This window comes from Chryseobacterium sp. 14P4.3.2 (assembly GCF_057799275.1).
Genome location: NZ_JBYOKO010000038.1, coordinates 1 through 4712, shown reverse-complemented (window position 1 = coordinate 4712; position 4712 = coordinate 1). Strand labels below are relative to the sequence as shown.

6 protein-coding genes are annotated in these 4712 nt (G+C 32.7%); all 6 read left to right on the top strand.

Going from position 1 to position 4712, the window contains the following annotated elements; all coding sequences use genetic code 11:
- Positions 1-388, top strand: a 388-nt coding sequence (locus AC27VX_RS23505; protein WP_488698381.1) for an HNH endonuclease, incomplete at its 5' end; no start/stop codon positions are given.
- A gap of 18 nt (positions 389-406) precedes the next feature.
- On the top strand, positions 407-685 hold the full coding sequence (locus AC27VX_RS23500; protein WP_236858127.1) for a hypothetical protein: 279 nt from the start codon (positions 407-409) through the stop codon (positions 683-685).
- Positions 686-891: 206 nt separating this feature from the next.
- Entirely contained in the window at positions 892-1224 is a 333-nt protein-coding gene (locus tag AC27VX_RS23495) for a hypothetical protein (protein WP_236858128.1), read from the top strand.
- A 352-nt stretch (positions 1225-1576) separates the two neighbouring features.
- On the top strand, positions 1577-2038 hold the full coding sequence (locus AC27VX_RS23490; RefSeq protein ID WP_236858129.1) for a hypothetical protein: 462 nt from the start codon (positions 1577-1579) through the stop codon (positions 2036-2038).
- Positions 2039-2045: 7 nt separating this feature from the next.
- Complete coding sequence (locus AC27VX_RS23485; RefSeq protein ID WP_236858130.1) at positions 2046-2588, top strand: hypothetical protein; 543 nt, start codon at positions 2046-2048, stop codon at positions 2586-2588.
- A gap of 86 nt (positions 2589-2674) precedes the next feature.
- On the top strand, positions 2675-4474 hold the full coding sequence (locus tag AC27VX_RS23480; RefSeq protein ID WP_488698377.1) for an STM3941 family protein: 1800 nt from the start codon (positions 2675-2677) through the stop codon (positions 4472-4474).
- The last annotated feature ends 238 nt before the right edge of the window (positions 4475-4712 follow it).

The following is a 4712-nucleotide window of genomic DNA, read 5'->3' as shown; positions in this document are numbered from 1 at the left end:
CGGAGCTGTTGCATTAAAGAAACCGGGGTTGGCTGTGAAAGAAGCTGATGGAGCTTTTTATTCTGTAGCTTTTGAAATGAAACTTGCTGAAGGTTCTTATCCTGGAGTTTATAGAGGAAGCCATTTCCGCGAGGCAAATAAAGCGCTTGAAGCAATGATGAAGACAGACACAAAATTTGCCACATCTATTGGAGAATTGGGTATAGTCTTACCAAGATCTCCAGCCGGATCTATAATAGGAAAATCTCCCAATAATTGGGTATGGCACCATCAAGTGGATGAAGGGATAATGCAATTAGTACCTAAACCACAACATACTGTTGGTAGTTCATTTTGGAAGACTATGCATCCCGGAAATAAAGGTGGATTCGCAATTTGGGGAAAATAAAATTTAAAAATAAAATTTATGAATTTAATTGATTTGATAAACCAAATTAATAGTATTGACGAAGATTTAATAATCTTTTTGAAAAATATGGATGATTATAAATCTGACTTAATTCTTTCATATCCTGAAGAGGATGATAATGGAATTAAAATAGAAAATGGTGATAAGTATTACTATCTTCTTGAAGTTTTTTTAGCAAAAGAGTTTGTTTCTGACTGGATCGCTAGCTTAGACTATTCACCTTCACAAAAAGAAATAGCTAAAAGACTTTATGAATATGGAGTAAACGACGCCTGATTTGATACGGTAATGTTCAAAACATATTGATAATAAATTGGAGTGTTGGTTTTCAGTACTCTAATTTTAAAACAAGGTGCTATGCAGCTAGTTCCTAAAAGCCAACAACCAAATGTTCCTGGTGGTATTTTGGGGAAACAATGCACCCAGAAAGAAAAGGTGGATTTTCAATTTGGGGGAAAAAATAATTTTTAATATAAGAATATATGAAACTTTTAGAACTAGTAAAATATTTTCGAGATGGGCACTCTTTTGAAGAGTTTTGTCAAACATATTCATTGGATCTTCAATCTGAGGTGATTGAAATTTATATGGAACAACCTTTGAAAATTGACAATGAATTAGCTTTTTTTGAAATAGAAAAAACAGAGGGTAATATTGAATATGAATATGAATATAAAAATATAAAATATTCTAATTTGTTTGATTTCTACTATTTTTTAGATGCTATAGAAGAATCAAAAAATGCAAAAAATCATTCTCTATCAAATGAACAGCTTACAAAACTTCTCTTTAATTATGCGATTAATGATGCATAAGATAAATTTAGTAACATTTCAAATATGTTGATTTTTTTCAAACCAAAGTGATTTACAAAATGGTAATTTTATGCAAAAACGGATAATAATAAATTATTTCCTAATTGCCATGAGTTTAAAAGCTCATATGCTTTGAATAGAATAAGATAAAGCCGTTTGCAATTGCATTCGGCTTTATTATTTCGTTTAAACCGCTATATTTACCAGTACAGAGACCATGTTAATGCCTATATGGAAGCATGGAATAACAAAAGTGATTTCTGATGGGATAGAATAAGAAATGCTGGTAGGTACAATGATAGAGGAATAAACTATATTTGTGGCACTATAGGTGATCTTGTGGAATTCTTTGATGTTGCACCAGGTAATTAGCACTTGGAAGCCTCAAAACAGATATCTTGCAGTGGCAGCCGGGATTATTGGTGCGGTAGCACTAAAGAAACCGGGATTGGCTGTAAAAGAAGAAATAAATCTCATAGAGGACTTTATAACAGTACGACATCATACATCTACTTCAGCTGTTAATGCTATCAAAAAAAGCGGTTCTATTAATGTTTCATCGCCTAGACCATTTGGAGTTGATGTTGAAGTAGCTCCTTTTATAAGTCCATCGAAAGTAAGATTAGGACAAGCAGCAGGAGGTTATCGTGGTGGTGGATATGTAGAGTTTACAGTTCCTAAATGGGGAGTAACCTCTACTCCTCATATTGGTGGAACTGGAAACGCTGGAAGAATTATCGTAGAAGGACGTATGCAATTGGACATAAGAACTTTAAACCCAAAATATGTTAAACGCTGGTGGTGGCCTTTTTAATAAAAATATGAAAAAAGTAAAATTAGAATATAACGTGTGTGTATTTTTATTTGCATATTTAAATCAAGCAGATTTATCATTACACAGAGCGGGATGGACAAGCATCAGAGAATTGAAAAATTTTTACTCTAATCAGGTAAATCCCAGAGAAGTAGTGAATTTTTTAATATTAAATGCTGATATAAATGCGAATAAATTAGAGTATTATTATGGAATAAAAGGATATTCCCTAAAAAAAATTATTCTTTCCAGGATAATTTTTTTACTTGGGTTTTCTCCTACCTTCCTTAAGGATGAAATTTATTATATATGCCAAAAATTAATAGATTTTGCAGAAATGCTTGAAAAAGATACTGAGGTTCATCCTTTGGAAATGGAAAAATTAAGATTAGAGATATCAAAATTTTCTTTTGATATATTAAGGTATAAAATATCTTACAAAGATTATAATAAAGCATTAAAAATTGAACATTATATGCAACATGATGGACTAAAGGAAATTAAAATAAAAGAGTTTATAAAAAAACTTCCCAATTCATCTGGTTTATAATTTATTTCCCCTTGCTGCTGCACGATTATATCGTGTGGTGAAGTAATCATAACAAAACCACTGCTATTGAGCGGTGGTTTTGTGTTTTGAAAACTTTATATATTTATTTTGAAAACAATAAGTATATTTATCAATATAAAGACCAACTTGACAGACCAATAAAAGAGAAGGTTTTACGAAAACTGCTAATGTCGTTAAGTAGGGTCACCTTTGCCAAAAACAGCGCAGGCGCTCCTGAAATTACCGATACCAACAATTACTATCCTTTTGGATTAAACCATACCGGAGGAAACGGTTTGAACTCTTCCAACTTTGGAGGTCTCTACTCTTACAAATACAACGGAAAAGAGCTTCAGGAAACCGGGATGTTTGACTATGGCTGGAGACAATATATGCCTGATCTGGGAAGATGGAACGGGATAGATCAATTGGCGGAAGCATATACTTCTATAAGTCCTTTTGCCTATGTAGCCAATAATCCTATTTCAATGAGGGATCCTGATGGAAGATGGATAGATGCAGCTGGACATATTGATACATCGGGATATGCTAATCCTTTTACAATTATGTCACATTCTCAAATGCTGATGACTCAATTCATGGCGGAAAATCCAAGAGATGGCGGCGGCGGGGCTTATACTTTTAACGATAAAGATGCAAGGGCTATTTTTAATTATTTGGCGAATAAAGAAAATTTTTCAGAAGTGAATATCACAGATGGTAAGGTAATGTGGTTTACTGGAAATGCTATGCAAACCTCATATAGAATGGGGAATGATTATTATGGTGATATTAATTTAGGAGTAATACACAGCGCAAATTTTAAGACCTCTAGTGTTTTTGATTTAAGTTTGCTTGGAAATTTAAATGATGGTGTAGGTGGATTTGGAGAAGGACTTTCATATAATGCAAGAAATGGAGCTAGATTATATGTTGGTACTGCTCGTCCCGGTATTCCTGTCGATTTAGGTTTTACCAAATTCTACGGAAATGGCAAAACATATATAAAACCTGCTTACATGGGTAAAGTTGGTAGTGTTTTAGGAAAAGCAAGTATAGCAGGAACTGTTATTCTTGGAGGAATTAATATTTATAATGGAGTTCAAAAAGATGGAGGAACGTTCGGGCATAATGCTACTATAGCAACAGGAGGTACTATAGGAGGTGCAGCAGGAGCTTATGGGGGCAATTTTGGGTGCAGAAATAGGTGCGGGAATTGGTGTTTGGTTTGGAGGTGTAGGAGCTGCACCTGGGGCTTTTATAGGAGGGTTAATTGGCGGAGTAGTGGGAGGTATAGCAGGAACAAAGGCGGGAGAAATTGTGGTAAATTAACAAATAAAAAGAAAAACATGGAAACGAAAGTAATTAAGCCTAGTAATAAAAAGTTTTTATCGTTAACAATAGGATCTTTAATATTTACAATTTTAGGTGTACTATTTATAATTCTTCCTGATGTATTTATTACCCGTTTAATAAATAATGTAATACTTATACAATTTATTGGTATTTTAGCAATGCTATTTTTTGGTTTTGCGTTATTTACGATGATTAAAAAAAAAATATTTGATAAAAATATAGGAATTATAGTAAATGAAGAGGGTATTATTGATAACTCTAGTTTTGTAGGTGTAGGCCTCATTAAATGGGAAGATGTAATTTCAATAGAAAAAAGTAATGTAGCATCGACAAATTTTTTGCTTATCAAGGTTAAAAATCCAGAGTATTACATTAATATTTCAACAGGTATAAAGTCAAAATTACTTGCTGGAAATTATAAATCTTACGGCACTCCAATATCAATATCATCGAATTTTATAAGTTGTAGTTTTACTCAATTGGAGGATATTATCTTAAATAGTTTCGAAAAATTTAAAATGAATAATTAATGTTAAAGTTTTGTCCGGTTTATTATACTTGAGATATATGGAAAGATTATAATAAAAAGTTTGATCAATTACTAAAGAACCCCCCGCTCTGCGAAGTTTTTAACTTCGTAGCAGATTGACCAGTCCTAATACAAAACAGAACTACATTGCTGTAATGTTTTTAAGTTTAGAAGCTTTGATAAAAGCATTGATGGTTGCAGATATGTGAGCTTTGGTATCGCTGTCGAGTTCCTGTGTT

Excerpts from the sequence above, each read along its gene's own strand:
- AC27VX_RS23500 (WP_236858127.1), top strand. The coding sequence starts at position 407 with ATGAATTTAATTGATTTGATAAACCAAATTAATAGTATTGACGAAGAT.
- AC27VX_RS23495 (WP_236858128.1), top strand. The coding sequence starts at position 892 with ATGAAACTTTTAGAACTAGTAAAATATTTTCGAGATGGGCACTCTTTT.
- AC27VX_RS23490 (WP_236858129.1), top strand. The coding sequence starts at position 1,577 with ATGTTGCACCAGGTAATTAGCACTTGGAAGCCTCAAAACAGATATCTT.
- AC27VX_RS23485 (WP_236858130.1), top strand. The coding sequence starts at position 2,046 with ATGAAAAAAGTAAAATTAGAATATAACGTGTGTGTATTTTTATTTGCA.